This is a genomic window from Paenibacillus sp. 1_12 (genome assembly GCF_900114475.1).
GTDB lineage: Bacteria > Bacillota > Bacilli > Paenibacillales > NBRC-103111 > Paenibacillus_S.
This window is the reverse complement of record NZ_FOTE01000002.1, coordinates 99493-121142: the sequence shown is the minus strand read 5'-3', so window position 1 is coordinate 121142 and position 21650 is coordinate 99493. Positions and strand designations below refer to the sequence as shown.

The 21650-nt window shown below is 43.6% G+C and carries 18 protein-coding genes; 16 read left to right on the top strand and 2 right to left on the bottom strand.

Translation table 11 applies throughout. The features are described from left to right. Positions 1-2: 2 nt before the first annotated feature. The 9 genes from bshA (at position 3) to BM210_RS04465 (ending at position 10150) form a co-directional block, all read left to right on the top strand. The gene (bshA, locus tag BM210_RS04505; RefSeq protein ID WP_091164970.1) at positions 3-1172 is read left to right on the top strand and encodes an N-acetyl-alpha-D-glucosaminyl L-malate synthase BshA; all 1170 of its coding nucleotides are present in this window, start codon (positions 3-5) and stop codon (positions 1170-1172) included. 8 nt (positions 1173-1180) lie between these two features. After that, positions 1181-2479 carry a CCA tRNA nucleotidyltransferase gene (locus BM210_RS04500; RefSeq protein ID WP_091164967.1) on the top strand — a complete coding sequence of 433 codons (1299 nt, stop codon included), beginning with the start codon at positions 1181-1183 and terminating at the stop codon, positions 2477-2479. Between the two features lie 17 nt (positions 2480-2496). After that, on the top strand, positions 2497-3477 hold the full coding sequence (locus tag BM210_RS04495; RefSeq protein ID WP_091164964.1) for a biotin--[acetyl-CoA-carboxylase] ligase: 981 nt from the start codon (positions 2497-2499) through the stop codon (positions 3475-3477). 274 nt (positions 3478-3751) lie between these two features. Beyond that, positions 3752-4606: a 3-methyl-2-oxobutanoate hydroxymethyltransferase gene (gene panB / locus BM210_RS04490; RefSeq protein ID WP_091164962.1), complete on the top strand. Its 855-nt coding sequence runs from the start codon at positions 3752-3754 to the stop codon at positions 4604-4606. A 16-nt stretch (positions 4607-4622) separates the two neighbouring features. Next, positions 4623-5492 carry a pantoate--beta-alanine ligase gene (gene panC, locus BM210_RS04485; protein WP_091164960.1) on the top strand — a complete coding sequence of 290 codons (870 nt, stop codon included), beginning with the start codon at positions 4623-4625 and terminating at the stop codon, positions 5490-5492. A gap of 40 nt (positions 5493-5532) precedes the next feature. Continuing rightward, positions 5533-5916 (top strand): aspartate 1-decarboxylase, encoded by a 384-nt coding sequence (gene panD / locus BM210_RS04480; RefSeq protein WP_091164958.1) that lies wholly within the window; start codon positions 5533-5535, stop codon positions 5914-5916. Between the two features lie 64 nt (positions 5917-5980). Beyond that, on the top strand, positions 5981-6601 hold the full coding sequence (locus BM210_RS04475) for a tetratricopeptide repeat protein (RefSeq protein WP_091164955.1): 621 nt from the start codon (positions 5981-5983) through the stop codon (positions 6599-6601). A gap of 73 nt (positions 6602-6674) precedes the next feature. Beyond that, the gene (dinG, locus tag BM210_RS04470) at positions 6675-9527 is read left to right on the top strand and encodes an ATP-dependent DNA helicase DinG (RefSeq protein WP_091164953.1); all 2853 of its coding nucleotides are present in this window, start codon (positions 6675-6677) and stop codon (positions 9525-9527) included. Further along, positions 9524-10150 carry a redox-sensing transcriptional repressor Rex gene (locus BM210_RS04465; RefSeq protein WP_091164951.1) on the top strand — a complete coding sequence of 209 codons (627 nt, stop codon included), beginning with the start codon at positions 9524-9526 and terminating at the stop codon, positions 10148-10150. The genes dinG and BM210_RS04465 overlap by 4 nt, the downstream gene beginning before the upstream one ends. 111 nt (positions 10151-10261) lie before the next feature. Here the strand turns inward: BM210_RS04465 and BM210_RS04460 are convergent, their stop codons facing one another. Together BM210_RS04460 and BM210_RS04455 are read right to left on the bottom strand one after the other, a co-directional pair. Then, positions 10262-11260, bottom strand: coding sequence for an inorganic phosphate transporter (locus BM210_RS04460; RefSeq protein WP_091164948.1), 999 nt, complete (start codon positions 11258-11260; stop codon positions 10262-10264). 27 nt (positions 11261-11287) lie between these two features. Further along, positions 11288-11908, bottom strand: coding sequence for a DUF47 domain-containing protein (locus BM210_RS04455; RefSeq protein ID WP_091164944.1), 621 nt, complete (start codon positions 11906-11908; stop codon positions 11288-11290). 369 nt (positions 11909-12277) lie between these two features. Here BM210_RS04455 and BM210_RS04450 point away from each other — a divergent pair, with 369 nt between their 5' ends. The 7 genes from BM210_RS04450 (at position 12278) to BM210_RS04420 (ending at position 21505) form a co-directional block, all read left to right on the top strand. Continuing rightward, a complete protein-coding gene (locus BM210_RS04450) occupies positions 12278-13585 on the top strand; it encodes an amidohydrolase (protein WP_091164942.1) in 1308 nt (435 codons plus the stop codon). Then, positions 13582-14073 (top strand): cell wall elongation regulator TseB-like domain-containing protein, encoded by a 492-nt coding sequence (locus BM210_RS04445; RefSeq protein WP_091164940.1) that lies wholly within the window; start codon positions 13582-13584, stop codon positions 14071-14073. Before BM210_RS04450 ends, BM210_RS04445 begins: the two co-directional genes overlap by 4 nt. 184 nt (positions 14074-14257) lie before the next feature. Further along, positions 14258-14791: a hypothetical protein gene (locus BM210_RS04440; RefSeq protein ID WP_091164937.1), complete on the top strand. Its 534-nt coding sequence runs from the start codon at positions 14258-14260 to the stop codon at positions 14789-14791. Next, positions 14784-16289: an AAA family ATPase gene (locus BM210_RS04435; protein WP_091164935.1), complete on the top strand. Its 1506-nt coding sequence runs from the start codon at positions 14784-14786 to the stop codon at positions 16287-16289. The genes BM210_RS04440 and BM210_RS04435 overlap by 8 nt, the downstream gene beginning before the upstream one ends. Positions 16290-16473: 184 nt before the next feature. Beyond that, positions 16474-18084: an N-acetylmuramoyl-L-alanine amidase family protein gene (locus BM210_RS04430; protein WP_091164933.1), complete on the top strand. Its 1611-nt coding sequence runs from the start codon at positions 16474-16476 to the stop codon at positions 18082-18084. A 13-nt stretch (positions 18085-18097) separates the two neighbouring features. Then, positions 18098-18682 carry a GerMN domain-containing protein gene (locus BM210_RS04425; protein ID WP_256223244.1) on the top strand — a complete coding sequence of 195 codons (585 nt, stop codon included), beginning with the start codon at positions 18098-18100 and terminating at the stop codon, positions 18680-18682. 54 nt (positions 18683-18736) lie between these two features. Continuing rightward, the gene (locus tag BM210_RS04420; protein WP_091164929.1) at positions 18737-21505 is read left to right on the top strand and encodes an S-layer homology domain-containing protein; all 2769 of its coding nucleotides are present in this window, start codon (positions 18737-18739) and stop codon (positions 21503-21505) included. Positions 21506-21650: the final 145 nt, after the last annotated feature.

The window sequence follows — 21650 nt, the reverse complement described above, 5'->3', positions numbered from 1 at the left end:
CCATGAAGGAACGTCTTAAAATTGGAATTACCTGTTATCCGACGCTCGGAGGCTCTGGAGTGGTAGCGACGGAGCTCGGCAAGCTGTTGGCGGAAAAAGGCCACGAGGTCCATTTTATAACACATAGCATGCCATTTCGATTGGGTAAATTTGATCGAAACATTTTTTATCATGAGGTAGAAGTGAACGATTATTATGTGTTTAAATATCCTCCTTATGATCTGTCTCTTGCGAGTAAGCTGGCACAAGTGGCCCAACTGGAAGGTCTGGACTTACTGCATGTGCATTATGCCATTCCGCATGCAGTTTGTGCGTTGCTGGCAAAGCAGATGGTTGGTAATCAGTTGAAGGTGGTGACAACCTTGCACGGTACGGATATTACCGTATTGGCACAGGATGAGTCGCTGAGCGATTTGATTCGGTTTGCAATTAATCAGAGTGATGCCGTAACCGCAGTATCACAGGATTTAATTGATGAGACGCGTAAGCTGCTTTCCATAGATAAACCAATCGATTTGGCCTATAATTTTGTGGATAAACGAGTGTACTATCCAAGAGAAGTGACAGCGCTGCGTAAAGAATTTGCCCAGCCGGATGAGAAAATATTAATACATATTTCTAACTTTCGACCAGTTAAGCGGGTAACCGACGTAGTTGAAATTTTCAATCAAGTATCCAAGGATGTACCAAGTCGTCTTTTATTTGTGGGTGAAGGGCCGGAGTTATCCAAAGTATTGTGTAGGGTAAAAGAGCTGGGCTTGCTGGACCGGGTTACATTCTGCGGTAAGCAGGATGATGTGGCACAATTGCTGTCGTTATCTGATGTGATGCTGCTTCCTTCGGAAAAGGAAAGCTTTGGACTGGTAGCACTTGAGGCAATGGCTTGTGGGGTACCTACAGTAGCATCCAATACAGGGGGAATCCCAGAGCTGATCGTACATGGAGAATCTGGATTTTTGGCGGATATCGGTGATATTGATCAAATGGCACAATATACGAAGCAGCTGCTTACAGACACTGCATTATATGAGAAAGTGACTGAAGCCTGTTTATATCGGGCACGCTATACGTTCTGTAATGATCTTATAACCCAACAATATGAAGAAATGTACTATCGTGTACTTGGACTCCCGATTCCCGATGAAATTAAACTAAGACCGTTAAACTGTTAAGTGAAGGAATGAAGGAGATTATGGAGCAAGGGGCTTATACTGTTCTTACGAAGCTGCAGGATCATGGATTCGAGGCTTATTTGGTTGGTGGTTGTGTGCGTGACAAGCAGCTGCTCCGTGCCGTCAAGGATTATGATATTGCTACCTCAGCCAAGCCCCAGCAGGTGCTGGATCTCTTTGAACGGACGATTCCAACAGGGTTACAGCATGGTACGGTTACGGTTGTTATTGGAGCCCATATGTATGAGGTGACGACCTTCCGTAAAGAGTCCGAGTATGAGCAATTTCGTCGTCCTACCGAGGTGCAGTTTATTGACAGTCTGTATGAAGACCTACAGCGGCGTGATTTTACGATGAATGCCATGGCTCTGGATCAGCAAGGAAAATTAATTGATCCTTTTGGTGGTCTAGCGGATATTGAGCATGGGCTTCTAAGATGTGTAGGCAACGCTTCAGAACGTTTCACCGAGGACGCGCTGCGTATGCTTCGTTGTATTCGATTTTCCGCTGAATATGGCTTGGAGGTAGAGGCGGAAACGTGGAGGGCTCTGTGTGAGCATTCCCGGCTTCTCAAGCATATTGCGATGGAGCGGGTCCGTATGGAACTGGAACGGATGATTGCAGGAGCGGATCCGGTCAAAGCTCTCGGTTTGCTAGCTGCGAGTGGTATTCTCCGGGAAACAAAGCAAGCATTGAAGTTAGCTTGGTTGGATCAAAAGCATATGCCGGCTGCTATACATTTGTTATCGGCTCCAGCTGCGCGTTGGACGTATTTATATGTGTCTATCGGTTTGAATGCTGCTGAAATCGAAGCGGATATGAGAGTGCTTACCTTTTCAACGGAGCAGATAAAAAGGATTTATAGGGTCGCAGCTGTAACCTATTCGCTTAGGGATGAGATGCTCCTGATTACGGACGAATTTAAGCAGGGGCTAATGCATGAGAAAAAGCTTGAACTGTTGTGGAAGCTCGGGGCCTTGGCTTACGGTAAAGAAGCATGTCTTACACTTCATGCTATTTTGACTGTTGATCCCCAATGGATGGAAAGTCAAGGCATAGATGCTGTGACAAGCTCTGTTTTACTTAAACGCGGGGTGGAATGGCTCGACACCTTGGTCGTAGACAGTCTGAAGCAGCTTCAGGTCGGAGGTAAGGAGCTGCTTGCCCATATGGACAAACCTCCGGGGCCGTGGGTGACGGAGGTTCTCAAGCACTTATTGCAGGAAACTGCGCTTGGGCGACTACCGAATGAATCCGATCTGCTTATAGTGGAGGCAGTCCGGTTCGTCAATCAACATAATCTGTAAGAAAGCGGTACGAATGAATGAATATAAATGAGCAACTTGTACAATTATTTGTCAGTAATCCGGATGTATTTCTTTCTGGTGAAGAGTTGAGCAATAAGCTGGAATGCAGTCGTACTGCGGTATGGAAGCATATTGAGCGTTTACGCGCAGAGGGTTATGTCTTTGAAGCAGTATCACGTAAGGGTTATCGGTTCATTAGTAAGCCTGAGAAGCTGGATATCGAGCATATTTCGGAACTGCTGGAGACTCGGGTGCTAGGACGCAAAATTTTGTATTATGATGAGGTTGAATCCACGAATACTTTAGCGCATTCGATGGTACTTGAAGGTGCTGACGAGGGAACACTGGTCATTGCTGAGCATCAAACGTCGGGCCGCGGCAGAATGGGGCGTCAATGGCATTCCCCGAAAGGAAAAGGGCTTTGGATGAGTCTGATATTGAAGCCGCGGATTCCCCTTCAATTTGCCCCTCAGCTTACGCTCTTGGTAGCCGTTGCGTTGTGCCGATCGATTCGTAAGCTGACCTCGCTTCCCGTTGGGATCAAGTGGCCCAATGATCTGTTGATCGAGGGCAAAAAAATTAGCGGTATTCTGTTGGAATCGAGTGCCGATGAAGAAAAGCTGCAGCACGTAATTGCAGGTGTCGGCATAAGTGTCAATCTGGATTTGGACGATTTTCCTGAAGAATTAAGATCAGTAGCTACCTCCTTGTCCATAGAAGCCGCTCATAAGATTGATCGTACGCAGCTGTTATGCCAGTTTTTACTTGAGCTGGAAACCTTGTACGAGCTGTATCATGAGCAAGGTTTTACACCTGTGAAGCTGTTGTGGGAAGCGCTGAATGTATCACTTGGCTGTACGGTTCGTTCGCAAGGGCCGCAAGGATGGGTAGAGGCAACGGCAGAAAGCATTGATGATACCGGAGCTCTTGTTGTCCGTCTTGCTGACGGCTCCTTAACAAAATGGTATTCAAGTAATGTGGAATTCGGCTCCAGGTAAAAATAATGTCTGTTCGTCGGATATAATTTTTGTTATAATGAAGTTAATATGAGGCGATATCAGTGATGAATTGCACTCACATTTATTGGATATGAGATCGACGAGGCACAACTGAAAAGCTTTATGAATATGTCGGATTCTGCTCTGAGCCTAACGGACCGAGACAGAAGGATCATATGATGTTTGTTCATGTGACCTTTTTGCCTATCCTTGGCTGAAAGGTTTTTTTGTTTGTGATAGTGGTAACCTAAGCAATAGGAAAGCAGGTGTTAGCATGGATAAACGCAAAGCGAACACGATTACCAAATTTAAGAAAATGAAGCAAGACGGAAATCCGATATCTGTGATAACGGCGTATGATTATCCTTCTGCACGGTTGGCAGAGGAGGCGGGTATTGATGCGATTCTGGTTGGAGACTCTCTGGGTAATGTTGTTCTTGGATATGAATCCACAATCCCCGTTACATTAGAGGATATGATATATCACACACGCTCCGTTGTGCGAGCGGCCACATCAACCTTTGTCGTGACGGATCTTCCATTTATGACGTATCACGGCAGTATCGATACAACGCTGCGTAATGCAGCTCGTATTATGCAGGAGGGATTGGCCAACTCCGTGAAGATGGAAGGCGGCTTGGAAATCACAGAAGCCGTAGTGGCCTGTACAAGGGCAGGTATTCCGGTTATGGGTCACATCGGTTTGACACCGCAGTCGATTCATCAAATTGGCGGGTATAAGATTCAAGGGAAAAGCTCGGAGCAAGCCCGCAAGCTGCTTGATGAAGCTAAAGCTCTGGAACAGGCAGGAGCATATGCTATCGTGCTTGAGCTCGTAACAGAGGAGCTAGCCGCGCACATTACAGAGCAGTTATCGATTCCTACGATCGGTATTGGTGCTGGTCCGCGATGCGATGGGCAGGTTCTGGTATTCCACGATGCATTAGGCTATGGATCCCATATGGCGCCCAAACGATTTGTCAAAGTTTATGCAGAAACGGGCGAAGCGATTCGCAGCGGTTTAAAGCAATATGTAGATGAAGTAAAGAGCCGCAGCTTCCCTGCTCGCGAGCATGCTTTTCATATGGACGAAGAAGTAGCCGCTGTTCTGTATGGCAGCAGCAAGTAGATAAGGAGGAGCCAAATTGGAGCTCATACGTCAAATACAGGATATGCGGAATGTAATAAGTAATTTAAGAGCTGATAAGCCTAGCATACGTATCGGTTTTGTGCCAACAATGGGCTTTCTTCATCAAGGACATGCAAGCCTGCTTCAAGCGGCACGCCAGCAATGTGATATTGTAGTGCTCAGCATATTTGTTAATCCACTGCAATTTGGTCCTAATGAGGATTTTGAACGTTATCCGCGTGATGAAGCTCGTGATTTGGCACTGGCGGAAGCGGCTGGTACGGATTTCGTCTTTAGCCCATCTACGGCAGAAATGTACCCGCGGCCCAGCAAAACGAAAATATTGATATCAGGCGTTACTGAACAGCTGTGCGGCGCTTCACGACCGGGGCATTTTGACGGTGTTGGTATTGTCGTTACGAAGCTGTTTCAAATCATTCAGCCTAATGCAGCTTTTTTTGGGATGAAGGATGCCCAGCAGGTAGCGGTTATTAAACAGTTGGTTACGGATTTAAATATGCCGGTCGAGATTGTACCTTGTGCGATCATTCGTGAGCAGGATGGATTAGCCATGAGCTCACGGAATGTTTACCTGCAGTCGGAGGAACGCGAACAAGCTCTCGTGCTCTCGCGTACGTTAAAGCAGATGGAAAGGCAAACAATAGAAGCGGGTGGGGATTTGCCCACAGCAGAGCTGAAACAGGCCATACGTAAACAAATAGAGGAAATGCCGTTAGCGGATATCGATTATATAGAAATACTTGCTTACCCTGATTTAGAGCCAATTGAACGTTTGAAAGATGCGAAGCAAGTTATTATTGCTTTGGCTGTCCGCTTTGGGAAGACAAGACTTATAGACAATGTTATTATCCAGTTGCAGGAATAGCTTACATCGATAAGCGGCAACACACAGGAGGTTATCTACTATGTTCAGAACGATGCTGAAATCCAAAATACACCGCGCTACCGTTACGGAAGCTAATCTTAACTATGTGGGAAGTATTACAATCGACGAGGATTTAATTGATTTGATCGATATTCTTCCTAATGAAAAGGTACAGATTGTGAATAACAACAATGGTGCTCGCTTTGAAACGTATGTCATTCCGGGTCCACGCGGATCTGGAGTCATTTGTTTGAATGGTGCCGCGGCGCGTCTGGTTCACCCTGGAGATACGGTCATTATATTATCTTTTGTGATGATGTCTGACGAGGAAGCCAAAAAGCATACCCCGAGTATTGCCATTATGGGCGAAAATAATGAGGTTGTCAGCGTACTTAAAGAAGAAATTCATTCCACCGTGCTGTAACGAATGAAAAGTGGCTTTCAAGCGAAAAATGAGGGTATGCTCAAGCTTAAGGTGGGATGCGCTCATGTTCAAACATCTTTTTACCTCAATGAACGAAATGCTTGATGAAGTGGCTGTTTATTATTCAACGGCAGCAGGTGTGCACAAACGGGAGCTTGATGAGAAGCTGCATATGCTCAAAACGATGAGCGACACTTTTATCGAAGAATGGCTGTTGTTTGAAGAGAAGCTTGCTTGTTTTTACAGGGATCAGCAGCCAGCAGCGGCTATAACCGATGGAATGAAATCGGAATTGGGTGATGTACGTTCGGCAGGGTTTGTAAGAGGCCAAGGTTATTACAAACTGATGATGTTCAACGAAGCGATTCGGGAATTTACTTCTTTAGTTCGTGAGCAGCCGGATTTCACATTGGCGAGACTTTATTTAGCGATGAGCTTTTTACAAAAAGGCGACATTTCGGACAGTTACGGTCATTTTATATTCTTATCACAATGCACACAAAATCATCAAATTAAAGCTATTTCCTGTAGTGCCATGGGTTGTATTCAAATGCAGGAGGAGAATGTAGACAAGGCTTCCGAATACTTCAATCTGGCATTTCAATCAGATCCATCTAGTGTAGAGCCTCTTCTTGAAATGGGGTTATGCAGTGAAAAAAAAGGACATCTTGATTTTTATTGGTAACTTTACTATTCCCTTTTTTGATGAGTATTGGTATGCTTAAAAGAAACAAGAACGAAGGAGTATCTGAAGAGTAATGAAATTCGCGGTTTTGGATTTTGAAACGACCGGGAGCCAGACTACGGACCGCATTATTCAGGTTGGCCTCGTCATAATAGTAGATGATACCATCACGGACAGGTATACTTCTCTGGTTAATCCAGGGGTCAGTATACCTTCTTCTATAATATCTTTAACAGGCATCGATGACGAAATGGTTAAAGATGCGCCCGAGCTGGATACGGTTATGGCACGTATGGTGCCGCTTTTACAGGATTGTGTCCTGGTCGGTCATGCAATAGCCTTTGATTTGTCCTTTTTGCAAAGAGCCTTGGATGAGCATGGATACTTTGCGTTTGATGGTAAGGTGCTGGATACGATTGATGCCCTTCGCGTACTGTTTCCGTCCTTATCCAGCTTTCAGCTAAGCATGGTATGCAGCAGCTTTGGTATTGAGCATGAGAGACCGCATCAGGCGGATAGTGACGCAGAGGTCACTGCGCTTTTATGGATACGCTGTCTGCAGCGATTTCAGGAATTGTCCTTGCTAACGTTGCAGCGTTTATCCATGGTATTTGATGAGGTTACGACCGACTTTGGCTGGTTTGTTCGTGAAATGATCATGTTCAAGGAAATGTTTGCGGGAGATGAAGACTCGGAAGGACAAAATTATCGGCAGTTCACGCTTGCAGTCAAGGACTGGGGCGAAGAGGATTCGGTACGGGAAGAGAAAGATTTATTAATCTTGCCAGATGATTTTGCTGTATTCTTTGCTCAGCTGAAGCAAGCCCTGAAGGAACGATTTGCAGCTTATGAGGATCGGGAAGCCCAGGAGATCATGCTGGCTGAGGTTGAAGCTGCGTTCGAGCAGGAGCAGCATCTGATGATTGAGGCAGGGACCGGTACGGGCAAATCGCTTGGTTATTTAATTCCTTCTTTATTTTACGGGCTGAAGCATGACAAAAAAATGCTCGTTAGTACGCATACGATTAATTTGCAGGAGCAGATAAGGGAAAGAGACATTCCACTATTGATGGATTTATTTCCTGTAGGCTTTCGTGCTGCTGTTTTTAAAGGAAGAAGCCATTATTTATGCTTGCGCAAATTTGAGACCAAAATGGGTCAGCAGGATTTTGAGCACGGCAAGGAAGATCGGTTGACGGCAGGACAAATGCTGGTGTGGCTAAGTGAAACCAAGCATGGCGACGATGAAGAGCTTCATTTTACTGGAAAAGGTACACAGTTCTGGCATTCGGTTGCGAGCGACTCGGATTCATGTCTGAATCGAGCGTGTCCATGGTTTAAAAAATGCTTTTACCACCGCGCTCGTAACAATGCAGGAAATGCAGATCTAGTTATTACGAATCACTCGATGCTGTTTACGGATACGAAGGCAGAAAGCCGGCTACTTCCAAGCTATAAGCATTTGGTGATTGATGAAGCGCATCATTTCGAAGAGGTAGCCAGCAAGCATCTGGGCATCGAAGTGATGTATGGTGCATTTGTCGGTACCTTGTGGTGGCTCTATAAGGACAGCCGTAATGGCCAGCTGCCTTTATTAAGCTCTAAACTAAGCAAGGCAGATGGTGATAAGGGATTGATATGGAGTCAGGTCTTAGACACGATGCTACCTGTGCTGCTGCAGATCAAAGAAGAATGGGATGAGCTGACAGATTTGCTCTACCAGCTGCTGTCTACTCGTTCTGATCCTTCTCAACAAACTGAAGGTGGACAGTTGGTTTATCGGCTTAAGAAGGATGACAAACCGCCAAGCTGGGATAAGCTTTTGGTGTTGGAAGAGAACATGTATTTAAAACTGAGTGAAGTATTAAAGAAACTGGATAAACTCCTTAACGAAGTCAAGGATCAGCAGGAAGTTCTGGATGTGCAGGGCTTGGTGACTGATATAAGCGGTACGGTGAAGGAGCTGTACAGGCTGAGGGACAATCTTCACTTTTTCATGGCTTTGACAGACGATAACTATGTGTACTGGCTCGAAGCGGGCACTAGCAAAAATAAGTCTATTCAGCTCATTAGTGTACCAATCGACGTCAGTCCAATGCTTCAGGAGCACTTCTTTGAAGCCAAGGACAGTGTTATTTTGACTTCAGCGACATTATCAGTCGGCAAATCCTTCGATTATACCTGCGAACAATTAGGCTTGAAAACCAATGAGCCTGAGGCCAAGCTTAAAACCGTACAATTGCAGTCTCCATTCAATTATCGGCAGCAGGCACTGGTTGCAATACCGAGGGACTTTCCAAGTATTCGCAGCAACTCAGGCGATAAGCATTTTCTAGACAATTTGTCTCAATCCCTCGCAGAGGTCGCTCTTGAAACTAAGGGACGTATGCTGGTGTTGTTTACATCGAACAGGATGCTTAAGCTTACCCACGCTGCATTAAAAGAGAAGCTGAGTCCATTCGGTATTGGTGTGTTGGGCCAGGGTGTGGATAGCAGCAACCGCAGCAAGCTGACGCGGCTGTTCCAGAACAGTCCGTCCAGTGTACTGCTGGGTACGAGCAGCTTCTGGGAAGGTGTGGATATTCCTGGTGATGCTTTAACGTGTCTGGCCATTGTCCGTTTGCCTTTTCAACCTCCGAACCATCCTCTAGTCGAAGCGAAGATGGAGAACTTGAAAAAACTGAACTTAAATCCGTTTATGAAATTATCAGTTCCACAGGCCGTCATCCGTTTCAAGCAAGGTTTTGGACGTCTCGTTCGCACAGCCAAGGATAAAGGTATTGTCATTATTTATGATACCCGTGTAATAGATTCGACCTATGGAAAATACTTTTTGTATTCGCTACCCGGACCCAAAATCGAACATATGCCTACGAGCCAATTAGTGGGTAGAATCAAGCAATGGATGGGAGAAAGCGAAGCATGAAAACGATCAAAATATCGGAAGCAGTTGTTCGAAGGCTTCCCGTGTATTTACGCTATCTGAACGAGCTTAGTAAAAAAAGTGTGCATACCGTTTCTTCGCAGGATTTGGGTCAGAAGTTGGATCTGAATCCAGCCCAAATTCGTAAGGATCTAGCTTACTTCGGTGAGTTTGGGAAAAAGGGAATCGGCTATGATGTAGATTACCTGATAGAAAAAATACGTCAAATTCTTAAGCTGGATAAAGTCATTCCGGTTGCCTTGGTCGGGGCAGGCAATTTGGGCAGGGCGTTGTGCAATTATAACGCCTACCTGAAGGATAATATGAAAATTGTAGCGATATTCGATGCCCATCATTCGAAAATTGGGGAATCTATTAACAATCTCAAGGTTAAGCCCATGGGAGAGTTGAAGGAAACCATTCAAAGCTTGCAGGTGAGGATTGGAATTATTACAGTCCCAGCTATAGAAGCGCAAAATGTGGCTAATCAATTTGTAGATGGCGGTGTAGAGGCAATTCTAAATTTTGCCCCGATAATTATTAAAGTACCAAATGAGATTCGTGTACATCATGCAGATTTCACTACGGAGCTGCAAAGCTTGGCTTATTATTTGGATGAAGAATAAATAAACAAATACATCTGCAGCTATTTTCCTTCAAACGACCATCACAAAAAGACCGTTCACAGCAGTATGCTGGCGAACGGTCTTTTTGTGATGGTAAAGCTGATAAGGAAATCACACGAATAAAGCAATTATTTTATAGATCACAAAAGAAAGGATCATCGAGATCGGTATTGTAATAATCCAGGTCATAATCATCTTTGTAACAGTAGCCCATTTAACATCATGGAATCTCATAACGGTTCCTGTTCCGATAATCGAAGAGGAGATAACATGTGTAGTCGATAAAGGCATTCCTATGGCTGTTGAGGTTTGAATGATGATCGATGAATTCAAATCGGATGCAAAACCATTAATGGGTTCGATCTTCAGCAGTCTGCTGCCCATCGTCTTAATGATTCTGTAGCCGCCTATTGAGGTACCAAGACCCATTGCGGTTGCCGCAGCAAGCTTGACCCATAAGGGCACGTCTAGATCGGTTTGATAGCCCAGAGTTACAAGTCCGAACACCATGATGCCCATTGCTTTTTGAGCATCGTTGCCACCATGGGACAATGACAGGAGACCAGCGGAAAAGATTTGGAAAAAACGGAACATCCGATTCATCTTGGATCGCGATTGATTGCCATTGACAATAACCAGCTTGCGTATGATCCACATGATGATAAAGCCAGTAGCAAAGGCGATAATAGGCGAAAGGACCAAAATAATAACAATTTCTTTGAAGCCATCCCAGTTTAAAGCTGCAAAGCCGGCTCCGGATATGACGCTGCCAGCCAAAGCGCCGATTAATGTATGCGATGAGGAGGAAGGAATCCCATAGTACCAAGTAATGAGGTTCCATATAATGGCTGTGAGCAGCGCAGCGATCAGAATTTCAACTCCATGTGGAATGGTAGCTGGATTAGCTACTTTGCCGCCTACCGTTTTGGCAACCTCGGAGGAATACACAGCGCCTATAAAATTTAACACGGATGCAAAGATGATTGCGAATTTGGGAGTCAGGGCCCTAGTAGAGATAGATGTAGCAATGGCATTGGCTGTATCGTGAAACCCGTTGATAAAATCAAAGATGAGTGCCAACGCAACAATGATTATTAATGTAGTTAACATAATTTCCTCCTAGCGATTTCACACAGCTTACGAATAACGCATAATGACGCTATCCAAAATGTTGGCTACATCCTCACAGGCATCTGTTGTTTCTTCAAGACGCTCATAGATTTCTTTTAATTTGAAATCATGGTAGGGGTCTTTGGGGTTCATAAAGATTTCGCGAATGCCTTCACGCATTAAACGATCCGCATCATTTTCGAGTGAATTGATTTGTACGGTATGCTCACTGATTTGTAAATATTTTTTCTTGGACAGTAATTTAAACGAATCGAGAATATGCTGGCAGCTCGCTACGATTACAGCAGAAAATTCTTTCATATAATGATCGCTTACATTAATATTCAAATAGTCGAAACGGGCTATTGATGCTTCAATACCATCTATGACATCATCAAGCTTGGAGGCCAGCTCCATAATATCTTCACGATCGATGGGAGTGATGAACACTTTATTAAGACCTTTGTAAATTTGATGTGTAATTTGATCACCCTTGTGTTCTAATTCCTTTAATTGGGGACAGAAGGAAGCAGGGGGTTGATCTCCCATAACCGCATTGCGAAACATTTGTGCGGCCTCGAGCGTGTTTTCTGATGATTTCACGAGCAGTTGCAAAAAGTCTGCATCATTTTTTTTGGCAAAAAGCATGTAATAGCCTCCTTAAAGTTTTGTGAAGCAAAACTAACTACGTAAGCATGGACTTAAAGTTTTGTAAATCAAAACTAACTTCGTAAGCATGTGAAGCATAACTGACTTCTATATTAACAATAAATTAATAATATTCGAAGTAATTAGATTCATTATGTAGAAATTTGGCGATAAAAATTCATGCAAAATTAAAAATACCATATAGCAGTAACGGAATGCAATGATAGTTTATCCAATTCAAGATATGTTCATGAAAGTTCATTTATGTAAACGGTTATCTGGCTGCTGATGGCTTCCATACTTGATTTTAAAACATTGAAGTTGTACAGTAAAAGTTGAAGCTAAATGCGAGGAAGGATTCGGGTGACAATGACAAAAACAATCATAATGAATGGTACATTTCTAACATTAAATGAGCAAAAACCAATTATTCAAGGCTATATGACCATTGAAAATAATTTAATCACTTACATAGGAGAAGAGCTTCCTCAGCCGCTTGAACAGTATGACGAGCGTATTGACGGTTCCAAGAAGTTGTTTATGCCGGGTCTTGTGAACACCCATAACCATGCTGCAATGTCATTGCTGCGCGGCTATGGTGACGATCTGGCTTTGCAGGTATGGCTTCAGGAGAAAATGTGGCCAATGGAAGGTCAATTTACGGCTCATGATGTGCGCTCTGGTACTCTGCTCTCTATTCTGGAAATGATTAAAGGTGGAACGACAACTTTTGTCGATATGTATGATCATATGAATGAAGTGGCCAAAGCTGTTGAGGAAAGCGGAATGCGTGCAGTCCTGACTCGTGGTGTTATTGGATTATGCCCTCCTGAGGTACAAACAGCGAAGCTGGTAGAAGCCAAGCAATTTGCAATCGATTGGCACGGCAAAGCAGGTGGACGCATTACAACGATGATGTCTCCTCATGCGCCTTATACTTGCCCTCCCGATTATATTGAACGAATTGTTGCCGCAGCTCATGAGCTTCAATTGCCAATTCATACACATATGTCTGAAACAGCACGTGAGGTTCAGGAAAATGTCGAACAATATGGAGCTAGACCTGTAGCTCATTTAGCAAAGCTTGGATTGTTCTCAAGACCGGCCATTGTAGCTCATGCAGTCCATTTGACGGACGAGGAAATTGATATTTTGGCACAATATGATGTCCGTGTTTCCCACAATCCGGGAAGTAATCTGAAGCTGGCAAGCGGTGTGGCACGAGTACCGGACTTGTTGCGTAAGGGAATTAAGGTTTCACTAGGTACAGATGGTCCTGCCAGCAATAACAATTTGGATATGTTTGAGGAAATGCGTCTTGCCGCATTAATTCATAAAGGCGTGAGCGGAGACCCTGTTGCTGTTCCAGCTGATGCCGCTATTCGAATGGGTACATTGGATGGAGCCAGATCCATTTGGTTGGATGACGTAGGTGCCCTGCAGTCTGGAATGAAGGCTGATTTCATTGCTTTGGATATCGATCAACCGCATTTTTTCCCGAAAACAAATTTTATTTCCCATGTGATATACTCCGCATCTGCTAAAGATGTCAGTGATGTGTGGATCGACGGGCAACGAATTGTCAAGGACGGAGTATGCTTAACTCTTGATGAAGAAAAAATTCTGTTTGAAGCGCAAAGCTGCTTTGAGCGGTTAACAGGAGCATCAGCGCAATGAAAATTAAAATAACAGCAGCAGCGGTGCTCGTTGCAGCCTTGTTGTTATTTCTGTGCATTAATTTTTACAACACGATTCAAGAAAAAGAATGGCAGGTTCAACGTAATGCCGTGCAAACCGCTTACCAGAAAACGATTTTAACCCAAGTTTCAAAGGTGGAGAGATTTGTCGGCGAACGGCCCTACACGATTATTCATGGGGAAGATAAAATAGGTCAAAAGCTTGTGGTTTGGGTCAGCGAGGACCAAATTTTCACACAAATGGCGGCAGATGGCATTGATGCTGATAAGGCGAAAGCTCTCACTTTGGCCCGTCAACCAACAGCTACGATTAAGCGTATGGTGCCCGGAGTGTGGAATGGCAACCTGGTATGGGAAGTGTTCTACAAACTCGCTGCCGAAGAAACCAATCCTGACCGCTATTATTACGATTACTATTTATTCAAAGATGGTACCTGGCTGGATACATACCGTCTAAGTATTCAATAAATGTTCATGCCGCACAATTTTTAGAAGGTAACTTCTATCTGATGTAGTGCGGCTTTTTCGTTCAATTGTTGCAATGTGTTCGAATTTCCATCTAGTTTAGCTCTCACTACGTATATAAGATGTGATATACTATTAGTGTACAGTAAAACGATATATTCATATGGAAAGGGGACTGACTTCTTTTATGAAGCTGCGCATATTACCTCTATTAGTAAGTGTTATAATTTCAGCTACATTATTATTCGGTGGATGGTTTGCTTACCAGAGCTTTGCAATGGAGAATCCCTTGTCTGCAATAGTAAGCAATACTCCTGGAGTAGAGCATGTACAAACACATATTTCAAGCGATTCTGCTTCAATAGAATTAAAACTAGCACCCGGGACAAGCCTCAGGGAGGTATACAACCGAATTCAGAATGAAGGCTCGGGCTTAATCGGTAAAAAGGAATTGAAGCTGAAAGTGACGAATGAGTCAACACCAAAAATCGATCAATGGTGGTCTTCCGCTTTATTTGATGTTGCCCAGGCTATGGAAACCAAACAATATACACAGATCCCCAAGACGTTACAGGCTCGTGCCCTTGATTCGGACGGATTAAAGGTCTCTACGGAAATGGACGATAAATATGTTTATATATCTTTGACAGATGGTGATAAAAGCAAGTATGTTATGCTGCCGCGTGCGTCTGCCAAAATGGGAGTGTGGACAAATGGATAAAATATATAAAGAAATTATTATTGGCTTTGTCCCTGTATTGATATTGTTCCTCGTTTTTATAGGAATAAACGCAATTCCGCTTATTTTTATGATTATTATTTTGGGTGCCTTATTTTATATGAACCGGATGCGCGGCGCCAGTATGGGAATCGGCGGAGCAGAACGCAAATCGCGTAATGTGGCGCCAAGCTATATGACATTTGACGATATCGGAGGTCAACAGCGTGCAAAGACGGAGCTGCAGGAAGCACTTGATTTTCTGATCAGACATGATGAGATTGCAAAGCTGGGTATTCGTCCTTTGAAAGGTATTCTGCTGACGGGTCCTCCTGGAACCGGGAAAACACTGCTGGCCAAAGCTGCCGCGCACTACACGAATTCAGTTTTTATGGCTGCATCCGGTAGTGAATTTGTTGAAATGTATGTAGGGGTCGGTGCCAGCAGAGTCCGTGATTTATTTAAAGAAGCACGAACTCGTGCAGTCAAAGAAAATAAAGAAAGTGCCATCGTGTTTATTGATGAAATTGATGTCATCGGAGGCAAGCGGGATGGTGGGCAGCATCGTGAATACGATCAAACCTTAAATCAGCTTTTGACCGAAATGGATGGCATTCATACGACAACTACGCCTCGGGTGTTGATTATGGCGGCAACCAACCGTAAAGAGATGCTGGATAGCGCCTTGCTGCGTCCTGGTCGTTTTGACCGTCATATTGAGGTTGATTTGCCAGATAAAAAGGGTAGATTGCATATCCTGAATATTCATGCCAAAAACAAACCTCTTGCGAATACAGTTAATTTGGAGCAGATTGCTGAAGAAACGTTCCATTTTTCAGGTGCTCAGCTTGAAGGTGTAATGAATGAGGCAGCCATCTACGCTATGCGACAGGAAGCAATCACGATTGAGCAAAGTCATCTTTCCCAGGCAGTCGATAAGGTAATGCTGGGCGAGAAAACAGATAGAGAATCAACGAAGGAAGAGCGTGACCGGGTTGCACTCCATGAATTGGGGCATGCGATCGCTGCCGAGGTGGTTCGACCAGGGTCGGTATCCCAGGTAGCATTAAGTCCCCGTGGTAAGGCGCTTGGTTATGTTCGTCATAATCCGCAGCAGGATCAGTACCTGTACACAAAGGAAAATCTAGAGCAGCAAATTATTATCGCTCTGGGTGGAGCAGTTGCGGAAGAAATGTTTTATGGCGGGCGCAGCACGGGGTCAAGGAACGATTTTGAGCAGGCACTGCACTTGGTTAGAACCATGATGGATTCAGGTCTAACAAAGCTGGGTATCATTGATCGCGAAATGGTAACAAAAGAAGAGTTGATGAAAGAAAATTCTGCAATTCTGGACGAGCTTAATACTAGAACGAGAGAATTGCTGGAGCATCATAGAGTCGTATTTCAACAGTCTCTGCATATTCTTGTAAAGGAAGAAACACTTTCTGGAGACCAATTTCGTCAGCTATTGGAGCAAGCCAAGGTTCAAATCGCTAACTAAAAAGAGCTATTACATAAGTCCAAAGTGTTCAGGCGCTGCCTGGAGCTTTGGGCTTATTTTGTCGACTAACGAAACTTTTTAATAGTTTAGCCGTCTAATATAGTGTCGTATAATGCCGTGCCGGCCGATTTTCTTATATCCTTATTAAACGATTACGCATACATAATATGAGTTGAGGTGTAGAATGAGAATTATTACTTCGTTGTTTTCCATGCTGCTACTGTCTCTCCTTCTCTTACCCATGATGAGTTTTGCTGCTGAGATCCCGCCTCTCCAATTATTTCTTGATGGCAAGCAGTTGACTGCTGAGGTAGCGCCCCTTATTAACAAGGACAACAAAGTGATGGTACCTGTCCGGATCATTGCTGAATCATTGGGTTCAAAGGTACTGTGGGAAGAGAAAATCCGTAAAGTGACGGTAAATAAATCGAATATCAGCATTCAAATGTTTATCGACAAAAAGGAAGTTTTAGTGAACAATAAAGCTGTCCAGTTGGACACAGCACCATCGATAGTAGAAGGCAATGCAATGCTACCCGTACGCTTTATTAGCGAACAACTGGGAATTAAAGTGACCTGGGATGATTTGACAAGGTCTGTTTTTTTGTTTAATCAAGAAAGCGATAACAAAGTGACGAAACCAGCCTTGCCATCAAATAATGATATTTCGAAGGACAAACCTTCGGTTAATCCAGATGGTAAAGATACTACAAAGGACAAGCCTTCAGTCAATCCAGATAGTAAAGATACTACGAAGGACAAACCTTCAGTTAATCCTGATAGTAAAGTACCGGATAAATCTTTGAACAAGCCTGATGATAAAAAGACGGATAAGCCTTCGGACAAGCCGGTTGCTGCAAACCCGAACCAGCCGGCTACTACGACAAATATAGATTCAGGTGTGAATAAGCTAGAGCCTGTTACTGTAATCCAATCCATCTCGATGGAAGGCGATAATTTCATTGTAAAAACAAGCGGGGGCAAAGCCATACCTGATGTGACAACAACAGCGAATCCGAACCGCGTTCAAATTGATATTCCCAATGGGCAGTTGGCCCCAGGTCTAAAGCTGAATGCTAATGGTGAAGGGTTCATTACGGAGAAGAATGCGTCTGTCTCACAAATTCGTTATTTGCTATTTTCCAAAGAATCATCTATCGTTAGAATAATCATAGATTTAAATAAAAAGATAGATTTCAGAGCATCTACGAGCAGTGCCAATACTCAGTTAGTATGGTCTTTATCACCTGCCAAGGAACGATACACGGTAGTATTGGATCCGGGTCATGGCGGTAAAGATAGTGGGACTGTTTCCGTTACAGGTAGATATGAGAAGGACTTTGTGCTGGGTGTCGGAACGAAAGTATATAATTTGCTGGCCAAAGAGCCGAAAATTGAGATCATACTCACTCGGAAAAACGATACTTTTATTGAGCTTCCTGGTCGTGTTTCTATTGCCAATGATATAAAAGCGGATCTGTTCGTTTCCGTACATGGTAATTCAACCGGCAAAGAAGAAGTGAATGGTATTGAAACCTATTATTACACCGAACAGAGTCTACCATTTGCCAAACTGATGCATCAAAATCTATTAAAATCTACGGGATTTGAAGATCGTAAGGTGAAGCAGGAAGATTTTCACGTTATAAAAAATACGACTATGCCTTCGCTCCTGTTGGAGCTTGGCTTTTTGTCCAATAAAGTCCAAGAGAACACGATGTTTCAAGAGACTTTTCAAAACCAGGTAGCCTCAGCGATTGCAGCGGGGATTAAACAGCAATTGAAACTGGAATAGGGAGTGAGTATCGATGCAATACCGATTACTCAGGAATACTATCGTTAGTATCGGAATGCTGGCGCTTCTGTCGGCTTGCGGTCAAGCGAAGGCTCCTGCAGAACAACCTTTGGCTAATCCGGCGCTTAGCAAGCCCATGGCCGCAAGCAGTAATCCGACATCTGCGCCACCATTAGCTCCTACTCCTGTGACATCCGCACCAGACAACAATAAACAGATGAAAATCAAAGCTTATTTTGGCGATGAGTCTGGAGAAAAGCTTGTTGAACAGGAAACGAATATTTCCTATCAACAGGATGACGAGAAATACATAGCGTCTCTAAAAGCACTGAGTGTGAGCTCAGACAGTAAAAAGCTTGCCTTATTCAGAGGTTTTACTTTCCATTCTGCTGCTGCCAACAAGGGGCTGCTGACGATCAATGTTACAATGGCACCTGAATCCAGACTTGGTTCCGGAGGTGAGGAACTGCTGTTACAAGCACTCAAAAAAACCGTTTTTCAATTTCCGGAAATTAATAGTATCGAGCTTCTGGTAGACGGGAAGTCGGTAGAAAGCTTAATGGGGCACATGGATCTTCCGCATCCTATTAAGAGATAAGCATACAGCAAAATGACTAGATTTTATCCACATTCGCCGGGGGGAACAATTCGTATGAATAACAAGTATAACTATTTATCTATTAAAAAAATGAGTGCCGGTTTGATGGCTTTATCCGTAATGATGTGCAGTCCGGTATATGCTGCCGATCCAGTAAACACGCCTGCAACCACTACCAATTCGACTATCAACTCGCCTGCAAATTCGGCATCAACAATTACCCAGTTTGCGGATGTGAGCCCTCAGCATTGGGCGATTAAACATATTACCAAATTAGCTGCACTTGGTATTGTACAAGGCTATGAAAAGGCTGAATTTCGTCCTGATAATTCCGTTTCCCAGCAGGATGCTATTATTATGGCTTTACGCTTAATGGGACTTGAAAATGAAGTGTTAAAAATTAAAACAGATACGGTTCTGGGTGGAATCGTGGTTGACAGCTACGCCAAACCCTATATTGCTTACGCGCTTGATAAAGGGCTCATCAACTTTAAGGAAGAAACGGATAGTCTCGGTACTAACAAAACGGCTTGGGGTTCCAGACCAGCTACTCGGGAATGGGTGGCCAAAATCGTTATCAGGTCCATTGGCAAAGATACGCTAGCACAGCAGCAAGCAGCATCAACATTAGCATTTGCAGATGCCAAGGATTTTTCATCTTGGGCAGTTGGCTATGTGAACGCCGCGGTTTCTTTGAAAATTGTTAACGGCATGGATGACAACAAATTCCAGCCTGCAGGCAATGTCACTCGCGCACAAATGGCAACCTTTCTGAGTCGTGCTGATAAAGAACTGACACAACGCTCGGAGCGCGTTGTAATTGGTTATGTAATGAGTATGAAAGATAATAAACTGACGATTCAAAATGATAAGGGACAGAACAGTGAGTACACAATGAACGTGGGTACGGTTATTTATAATGCCAAGGATGACAGTCGTATCCCGTCAACGATGCTAAAGGAAACGAATCAGGTCTACATAATTCAAACACTTGGAGTCGCTTCTTATGTTGAGTTGATTAATGACCAGGAAAGGATGGAGTCCTTTGAAGGCACATTGGACAAGCTCTACCTAAGTCAAATGACGGTATCTATTAATCAATCTGGCGGACCGGTACTGAAGGAGCTTGCACCTACAGTTACGGTAACAGATAAAGAAGGACACGGGTTGAGCATCGGCTCCATTCAGGTTGGCAGTCTCATTGAATTAAAGCGCAGCATGCTCTTGCCGAATGCGAAGATCAGCCAGATTGTCGTGAAGCAGGTACCATTAAGCAAATCTGCGGAAGGTACTGTAGTCAGTATTCAAAAGGAACAGAATTCGATTACGTTCCTTGAACAAACTTCGGGACAAAATGAAACGTATCCGATTTCTACGAGATCCACAGTAACTCTTCCTGACGGCACAGTGTCAGATTTAAGCAAGCTGCGGATTGGTGATATAGTTGGATTTGAGGTCAAGACGAATGAAGTGACATCAGTAACCATTCGTAAACAAGCAGATGTTACTACTGCTGTAACAGGTACGTTGACAAGCCTGAGTCAAGACAAGAAGATCTTAACAATCAATAAACCGGGCAGTACGCTGGGTGCCTACTTTATCGCAGATAATGCGCTTGTCACGATTGACGGCTTGCCGAATGCAGGTTTTTTTGATCTTGAAGTGGGTGACGATTTAAAGCTCGACTTGTTAAATGAGAAGATTGTAAAAGTAACGGTAACAAGTCGCTCGATAAATGTCATGACATTGGCGACAATCGTCAGCTATGATCCAGATGCAAAACTATTGACTGTTACTAATGATAGCGGCAAGCCTTATGCATTTATTTTGACAGATAATACAGGCCTCAAAATTTGGGATGCAGTGCTGCCTTTATCTAACTTCGCTTCGCAATTCACAAAGGGTAAGAAAGTCGACTTGAAGGTTTCGAAGGATAAATTGCTTACAATCGAGCTAACTACAATGGTAGAAGGCACGATTACTCAGCTAAGCACAACTTCGAGTGAAGTTACCTTAAGAACAAACGGCGGTCAAAATATTAATTTCAAGACGAACCCTGGAATTGGTGTTGAAATGTATGGAAAGCCAAACGCTTTGTTCGCAGATTTAAGAGTGGGCGATACCATCCAGGGAAGATTTAATGGGAATCAGGATTTAATCAGCTCCATTGCAGTCAAAAAGACAGCAGTCTATAAAGTAATATTGAGCAATGCAGGATCCAAACAAATAAGTGTTAAAGACGATAATGGGGTTCTAAACACATTTACGGTTGACAATAACGATAAAATTTTCAATCCGACTAAAGCGACGCATAACTTTGAAGATATTCAAAACGACGAATATATCAAAGTATCACTCAATGGAAATACACTTGAAAAATTAATCATCCTGAATACGCTGCGCGGCAAAGTCACCGCATTGGATACAGCAACCGGTACATTAACGGTTCAGGAGCTTGCAACTGGTGCGGTTCAGGTCGTACCCGTAGGTCTTCAATTTGTGATCAAGCAAAACGGGATTGCGCTGGCAGCTCTGAATGCCTTAAAGCCGAATGATCGTGTGGAAATTATTAAAGATGCTGGAGACAAAGTGTTAATTACAGTAGCCAACACATCGAAGAGGACGGTAGCATCTTACGACAATGTGTTGAATCAGTTGCTGCTGAAACCGAATGCAGCCGGAGATAAATCTACCTATAATTTCTTTGCGAAAGCTTACTTGCACAAGGGAACCACAGCTGTCGCGGCCAACGCTTTCGTCGAAAATGAAGAAATTACTTTGTATGCAATAGACGATAAAATTATTGAAATTGAAAAGCAATAAGTGACATTCAGCTATATAGCTCCCTCTTTAAGTAGGGTATTCTCCTTTCTTAAGAGCAAAGAAAGTTCCATAAGCGCATGAGTGCTTATGGAACTTTCTGCTCACAAGCAAATTGGCTGTATAGCGCGGTTGTTATATTATTAAA

Bases quoted from the DNA above. Each gene is read 5' to 3' on its own strand.
- bshA (WP_091164970.1), top strand. From the start codon at position 3: ATGAAGGAACGTCTTAAAATTGGAATTACCTGTTATCCGACGCTCGGA.
- BM210_RS04500 (WP_091164967.1), top strand. From the start codon at position 1,181: ATGAAGGAGATTATGGAGCAAGGGGCTTATACTGTTCTTACGAAGCTG.
- BM210_RS04495 (WP_091164964.1), top strand. From the start codon at position 2,497: ATGAATATAAATGAGCAACTTGTACAATTATTTGTCAGTAATCCGGAT.
- panB (WP_091164962.1), top strand. From the start codon at position 3,752: ATGGATAAACGCAAAGCGAACACGATTACCAAATTTAAGAAAATGAAG.
- panD (WP_091164958.1), top strand. From the start codon at position 5,533: ATGTTCAGAACGATGCTGAAATCCAAAATACACCGCGCTACCGTTACG.
- BM210_RS04475 (WP_091164955.1), top strand. From the start codon at position 5,981: ATGTTCAAACATCTTTTTACCTCAATGAACGAAATGCTTGATGAAGTG.
- dinG (WP_091164953.1), top strand. From the start codon at position 6,675: ATGAAATTCGCGGTTTTGGATTTTGAAACGACCGGGAGCCAGACTACG.
- BM210_RS04465 (WP_091164951.1), top strand. From the start codon at position 9,524: ATGAAAACGATCAAAATATCGGAAGCAGTTGTTCGAAGGCTTCCCGTG.
- BM210_RS04460 (WP_091164948.1), bottom strand. From the start codon at position 11,260: ATGTTAACTACATTAATAATCATTGTTGCGTTGGCACTCATCTTTGAT.
- BM210_RS04455 (WP_091164944.1), bottom strand. From the start codon at position 11,908: ATGCTTTTTGCCAAAAAAAATGATGCAGACTTTTTGCAACTGCTCGTG.
- BM210_RS04450 (WP_091164942.1), top strand. From the start codon at position 12,278: ATGACAAAAACAATCATAATGAATGGTACATTTCTAACATTAAATGAG.
- BM210_RS04445 (WP_091164940.1), top strand. From the start codon at position 13,582: ATGAAAATTAAAATAACAGCAGCAGCGGTGCTCGTTGCAGCCTTGTTG.
- BM210_RS04440 (WP_091164937.1), top strand. From the start codon at position 14,258: ATGAAGCTGCGCATATTACCTCTATTAGTAAGTGTTATAATTTCAGCT.
- BM210_RS04435 (WP_091164935.1), top strand. From the start codon at position 14,784: ATGGATAAAATATATAAAGAAATTATTATTGGCTTTGTCCCTGTATTG.
- BM210_RS04430 (WP_091164933.1), top strand. From the start codon at position 16,474: ATGAGAATTATTACTTCGTTGTTTTCCATGCTGCTACTGTCTCTCCTT.
- BM210_RS04425 (WP_256223244.1), top strand. From the start codon at position 18,098: ATGCAATACCGATTACTCAGGAATACTATCGTTAGTATCGGAATGCTG.
- BM210_RS04420 (WP_091164929.1), top strand. From the start codon at position 18,737: ATGAATAACAAGTATAACTATTTATCTATTAAAAAAATGAGTGCCGGT.